Genomic DNA, 6415 nt, shown 5'->3' on the forward strand with positions numbered 1-6415 from the left:
TCATCATGCTCGTACCTTTTTCATGGGGGACGCTTACCTGGGGAGAGTACAAATTACCAGTTGCGCATTTAGCGGGAGCTATTCTCTTTATTATAGCTTCTACTACGGATTGGATTGATGGTCATTTTGCCAGAAAATATAATATGATTACTGATTTAGGGAAATTTTTAGATCCATTGGCTGATAAACTTCTGGTTTCGGCTGCATTAATTGTATTGGTTGATCTAGATTTAATGTACGATCAGTCTTGGATTGCTATCGTTATCATTAGCCGTGAATTTGCTGTGACTGGATTACGATTGGTATTAGCTGGTACAGGGGAAGTAGTTGCAGCGAACCAGCTTGGTAAAATCAAAACATGGGCACAAATAGTAGCTATTTCAGCATTATTGTTGCATAACTTACCATTTGCCCTCATTTCGCTGCCATTTGCTAATATCACTTTATGGATTGCATTAATCTTTACAATATGGTCTGGTTTGGATTATTTTATAAAAAACAAAGAGGTATTTGTTAATTCTAAGTAAACGAATGGGTGGTTTTGAAAATATGGATGCAGAAATCATTGCAGTAGGCTCTGAACTTCTTTTGGGACAAATTAATAACACAAATGGAAGATTTTTATCACAACAGTTTGCCGAAATGGGTGTCAATGTTTTTTACCATACTGTCGTCGGAGATAATGACCGACGATTACAACAAGCCATAGAAATTGCAGAATCCCGGGCTAACTTGATTGTATTTACCGGTGGACTTGGTCCTACTAAAGATGATTTAACGAAAGAAACGATTGCTCGCCATATAGGAAAAAAACTCGTTTTTAATGATGAAGCACTTCAATCCATTGAAGCGTACTTTGAAAAACGCGGCCGGATGATGACGGAGAACAACAAAAAGCAGGCTCTCGTCTTAGAAGGCAGCGAGGTCTTGGCAAACGATCATGGCATGGCTCCGGGGATGATCTTGGCGAAATCCGGAATCACGTATATGTTGCTTCCTGGACCTCCGAGTGAAATGGAACCAATGTTTTTAAGCTATGGTTATGAATCGATTATGAATAAACTTGAAAAGCATGAACGGATCGACTCCAAGGTTCTTCGGTTTTACGGGATAGGGGAGGCTGAACTGGAAACAGTGATTGAAGATCTTCTTGTCAATCAAACGAATCCCACAATCGCTCCACTGGCTGCCGAAGGGGAAGTAACGTTAAGGATTACCGCTAAAGACTCTTCTAAAGAAAAATGTGAGGAGCTTATTTTAGAAGCGGAAAAAGAAATTTTAAACAGGGTCGGCAAGTTTTATTATGGAAGTGATAATACTTCGCTCATAAAAGAACTTGTTAAAGAATTAACGGTCCGAAAGCTTTCAATAGCGGCAGCGGAAAGCTTGACCGGTGGTATGTTTCAAGAGCAACTTACAACGATACCAGGCGCCGGAAAAGTGTTCAAGGGCGGTATTGTCAGTTATACAAATGATGCGAAGTCGAATGTTTTGGGCATCAGTGACGCGACAATCTCGAAAAATGGCGTAGTCAGTGGTGAGTGTGCAATGGAAATGGCTTCTAATGCCCGGGAAAAGTTCGATGCGGATGTAGGTATCAGTTTTACTGGTGTTGCAGGGCCTGATGAACAAGAAGGCAAGCCATTAGGTACGGTCTTCATTGGAGTTTCTTACCGTGATGGAGACACTCACTTTAAAGAGTTGAATTTATCTGGAAGCAGGGCGCAAAACCGTGTTCGTAGCGTGAAGTACGGCTGTCATTATTTATTAAGGGACTTATAAAAGACGAAGCAGAGCTTTTTAAAGGCTCTGTTTTTGTTTGATTTAAGAAGTTTCTTTCATGTAAAAAAAGGGAAAAGAAAAAACAGTTAATTCTATAAAAATGCTTTTTCAAAGACGTTATTGAATGAAAATGATGATTTTCTTTAGGAGAAATACTTTTTTGTAAAGAACATTTCAATTGAAAAAAACGAATGAATGTTCGACTTTTTGCTTGGCAAAATAGTAAAAAGAGTATATAGTAAAGATAGGTTTTGAGACAAGATACAAACCTTGTTCTCAAATAATTGCTTACGTAAGAACATCATTAATCGGACAGCCGATTATTTGAATATAGAGGAGGAAATTGAGTGAGTGATCGTCAAGCGGCTTTAGATATGGCGTTAAAACAAATTGAAAAACAATTTGGTAAAGGTTCTATTATGAAACTTGGAGAACAGTCTGATCGAAGAATCTCAACGATTTCAAGCGGTTCTTTAGCATTGGACGTAGCATTGGGAGTAGGCGGATACCCAAGAGGCCGGGTCATTGAGATATACGGACCTGAAAGCTCAGGTAAAACGACTGTTGCATTGCATGCAATTGCAGAAGTACAAAAGACTGGAGGCACGGCTGCATTCATTGATGCTGAGCATGCTTTAGATCCAGCATATTCAGAAAAACTTGGTGTGAATATTGATGAGTTACTGCTTTCTCAGCCTGATACGGGTGAACAAGCACTTGAGATTGCTGAGGCGTTAGTGCGAAGCGGCGCGGTAGATATCATTGTTATCGACTCCGTAGCGGCTCTTGTTCCAAAAGCTGAAATCGAAGGTGAAATGGGAGATTCCCATATGGGTCTTCAAGCCCGGATGATGTCACAGGCGCTTAGAAAGCTGTCTGGTGCCATTAATAAATCAAATACCATTGCTATATTCATTAACCAAATCCGTGAAAAAATCGGGGTTATGTTTGGAAATCCAGAAACGACTCCAGGTGGCCGTGCATTGAAATTCTATTCAACTGTTCGCCTTGAAGTACGTCGTGCTGAACAATTGAAACAAGGTAATGAAATTGTCGGTAATAAAACCAAAATTAAAATCGTGAAAAATAAGGTAGCTCCCCCATTCCGTCAAGCAGAAGTCGACATTATGTATGGTCAAGGGATTTCTCAGGAAGGTGAAATCATTGATATGGGTGCAGATCTTGATATTGTCCTAAAAAGCGGCTCTTGGTATTCATACAATGAAGAGCGTGTCGGACAAGGACGGGAAAATGCGAAAATGTTCTTGAAAGAAAATCAGGATATTGCTCTGGAAATTTCACAGAAAATCAGAGATCATTATAACCTTGATGGAGAGCATGAACTACCAGAAGAGACAGAAGAGGAACATTTTGAATTACTTGATTAATGATAGAAAAAGACCTAAGCTTGTTTGCTTAGGTCTTTTTCTATATCTTGTGAAGTCATGTAAAATGAAAAAAGTACAAAATTTTCAGCGAATTTATCGGTCGTGAAAACGGGTTTACAGTCTTTTTCCATAATAATGTTGTACAGAATAGCGATTGATATTAATAAAACTTGAATAATCATTGATACATAAGGGACAAACGCTTGACAATAAAAATTCTCAACTATACAATTAATATGTATATTTTACAATTTTTCAAACTAAAATTTTGAAAATTAAGTGCTGTATATTGAATTATGTGCAATGTACTTGCCGACAGTTCAACATTTTATGTAAAAAGTTCATAGCAAGGGGAGGTGAAACGATGGAACCCATGACAATCATCTTCACTTTGCTTGGCCTAATCGTCGGTGCAGTTGTTGGTTATTTTATTCACAAATCAAAATTTGAGAGTAAAATAGCAGGGGCAAAGGGCTCTGCAGAACAAATCCTTGAGGATGCAAAACGTGAAGCGGATGCTCTTAAGAAAGAAGCCTTGTTGGAAGCAAAAGATGAAATTCATAAAGTTCGCTCTGATTCTGATCGAGAATCTCGTGAAAGAAGAAGCGAATTACAAAAACAAGAAAATCGGTTATTGCAAAGAGAAGAGAATCTTGACCGGAAGGATGAAACGTTAGACAAACGTGAAAGCCTTTTGGAGAAAAAAGAGGATTCTCTAAACCAAAGACAACAGCATATTGAAGAGATGGAAAGCAAAGTGGACGAGATGGTTCGTAAGCAGCAAACAGAGCTTGAACGTGTTTCCGGCTTAACTCGTGAAGAAGCTAAAGCAATCATTATAGACCGAATGGAAAACGAGCTTGCTCACGATGTAGCGCTTATGATTAAAGAAAGTGATACCCGTGCCAAAGAAGAAGCTGATAAAAAAGCAAAAGAAATTCTTTCTCTTGCCATTCAGCGTTGTGCGGCTGATCATGTCGCAGAAACCACCGTTTCTGTAGTAAATCTTCCAAACGATGAAATGAAAGGCCGGATTATCGGACGTGAAGGCCGAAATATCCGGACATTAGAAACGCTAACAGGTATTGACCTTATTATTGATGATACTCCTGAAGCTGTCATTTTATCTGGATTCGATCCAATCAGACGGGAAACGGCACGTTTGGCTCTTGAAAAGCTAGTTCAGGACGGTCGGATTCATCCGGCACGTATTGAAGAAATGGTTGACAAAGCAAGACGTGAGGTAGATGAACATATTCGTGAAATTGGTGAACAAACAACATTTGAAGTTGGTGTTCACGGGCTCCATCCAGATCTCATCAAAATACTCGGTCGTTTGAAATTCCGTACCAGCTACGGTCAAAACGTGCTCAAGCATTCAATTGAAGTAGCCCAGCTTTCAGGATTACTTGCTGCTGAGCTTGGTGAGGATGAAGTTCTTGCCCGCCGTGCAGGTTTATTGCATGATATAGGGAAAGCAATTGATCATGAAGTAGAAGGCAGTCACGTTGAAATTGGCGTGGAATTGGCAACCAAGTATAAAGAGCATCCAACTGTCATCAACAGCATCGCTTCACATCATGGTGATACAGAACCAACTTCCATTATTTCAGTGCTTGTGGCAGCCGCTGATGCGTTATCAGCTGCAAGACCAGGTGCAAGAAGTGAAACGCTGGAAAATTACATTAGAAGACTCGAAAAACTTGAAGAGATTTCCGAATCCTATGATGGAGTGGAAAAATCATTTGCAATTCAAGCCGGACGTGAAGTGCGGATTCTAGTGAAACCAGAACAAATAGATGATCTTTCGGCACATCGACTCGCACGTGATATCCGGAAAAGGATTGAAGAAGAGCTCGATTACCCAGGTCATATAAAAGTAACGGTTATCCGTGAAACAAGAGCAGTAGAATATGCCAAATAATATTTGGTAATGAAAACGAAGTGGTGCAAACCACTTCGTTTTCATTTTGCTTATAAAGAACCATTATGGGGTGTTTTTACAAAATTATAATTCCATATTATGTTACAATACATACATTGAATATTCTTATCATTAGAAATGTGGATTTAGAAAGGGTTTTACTATGAAATTGCTATTTATTGGAGATGTTGTAGGGTCTCCTGGCCGTGATATGGTCCAAGAATACCTTCCAAAATTAAAAGAAAAGTATAGACCGCATATCACGGTTATTAATGGGGAAAATGCTGCAGGTGGCAGGGGGATTACGGAAAAGATTTATCGTAGTTTTCTACAGTGGGGAGCACAGGCAGTAACGATGGGGAACCATACATGGGATAATCGCGATATTTTCAATTTTATTGATGAAGCGAAATATCTCGTCCGTCCAGCGAATTTTCCAGAGGGAACTCCCGGAGAAGGAATAAAATTTATTAAATTGAACCAGCAGGAAATTGCGGTCATAAATTTGCAAGCAAGGACATTCATGCCTGATTTGGATTGTCCGTTCAAAAAAGCGGAAGAACTCGTGTTGGAGGCTCAAAAAAGGACACCAATCATCTTTGTCGATTTTCATGGTGAGGCTACAAGTGAAAAGCAGGCGATGGGTTGGTACTTAGATGGAAAAGTGACAGCCGTTGTAGGTACACACACACATGTCCAGACAGCCGATAACCGGGTTTTACCCGAAGGGACCGCTTATATATCAGATGTAGGTATGACAGGCCCGTATGATGGCATTCTCGGCATGGAGAGAGGGGCAGTCATCCATCGCTTCTTGACCAGCCTTCCTGTTCGTTTCGAAGTGCCTAAAGAAGGGCGTACCCTATTAAGTGCTGTGCTCATAGATATTGATGATAAGACGGGCATGGCTAAAAAGATAGACCGAATACTCATCAATGAAGATCATCCGCTTTACACATGAATTGAATGGACAGACAGTCAAATGACTGATTGTCCATTTTTTTTTCAATAATAAATCGATTGGTGGACAATCCCGGGTTTTCTTTGTCATACAAGTTTTACTTCCTGAATATAGTAGCAGTGGAAAGAGTTATAACTATTGAGCCAAGTTATAATCGGCAGGGAAAACAAGGAGGACTAGGAATGGAAATATTAAAGGTTTCAGCAAAATCTAATCCTAATTCTGTAGCAGGCGCACTAGCGGGAGTGCTCAGAGAAAGAGGAGCAGCCGAAATTCAAGCAATCGGTGCAGGTGCGTTAAATCAAGCCGTCAAGGCAGTAGCAATCGCAAGAGGGTTTGTCGCACCTAGTGGAGTTGACT

At 40.0% G+C, this 6415-nt stretch carries 6 protein-coding genes; all 6 read left to right on the forward strand.

The window, feature by feature from the left end; translation table 11 throughout:
* Window positions 1–2: 2 nt before the first annotated feature.
* Entirely contained in the window at window positions 3–527 is a 525-nt protein-coding gene (gene pgsA / locus AC1DUW_RS18610; RefSeq protein WP_477643166.1) for a CDP-diacylglycerol--glycerol-3-phosphate 3-phosphatidyltransferase, read from the forward strand.
* Between the two features lie 22 nt (window positions 528–549).
* Window positions 550–1782, forward strand: a complete 1233-nt coding sequence (locus AC1DUW_RS18615) for a competence/damage-inducible protein A (RefSeq protein ID WP_477643167.1) — start codon at window positions 550–552, stop codon at window positions 1780–1782.
* 347 nt (window positions 1783–2129) lie between these two features.
* A complete protein-coding gene (gene recA, locus AC1DUW_RS18620) occupies window positions 2130–3170 on the forward strand; it encodes a recombinase RecA (protein WP_053345392.1) in 1041 nt (346 codons plus the stop codon).
* A 364-nt stretch (window positions 3171–3534) separates the two neighbouring features.
* Entirely contained in the window at window positions 3535–5094 is a 1560-nt protein-coding gene (gene rny / locus AC1DUW_RS18625) for a ribonuclease Y (RefSeq protein ID WP_053345393.1), read from the forward strand.
* A gap of 163 nt (window positions 5095–5257) precedes the next feature.
* The gene (locus tag AC1DUW_RS18630) at window positions 5258–6055 is read left to right on the forward strand and encodes a TIGR00282 family metallophosphoesterase (RefSeq protein WP_053345394.1); all 798 of its coding nucleotides are present in this window, start codon (window positions 5258–5260) and stop codon (window positions 6053–6055) included.
* A 182-nt stretch (window positions 6056–6237) separates the two neighbouring features.
* A partial coding sequence (gene spoVS / locus AC1DUW_RS18635) for a stage V sporulation protein SpoVS (protein WP_477643168.1) occupies window positions 6238–6415 on the forward strand: 178 nt, incomplete at its 3' end.

The organism is Peribacillus sp. P4_C12 (assembly GCF_056402095.1).

Coding starts and splice junctions, on each gene's coding strand:
- AC1DUW_RS18615 (WP_477643167.1), top strand. CDS start 550: ATGGATGCAGAAATCATTGCAGTAGGCTCTGAACTTCTTTTGGGACAA.
- rny (WP_053345393.1), top strand. CDS start 3,535: ATGGAACCCATGACAATCATCTTCACTTTGCTTGGCCTAATCGTCGGT.
- AC1DUW_RS18630 (WP_053345394.1), top strand. CDS start 5,258: ATGAAATTGCTATTTATTGGAGATGTTGTAGGGTCTCCTGGCCGTGAT.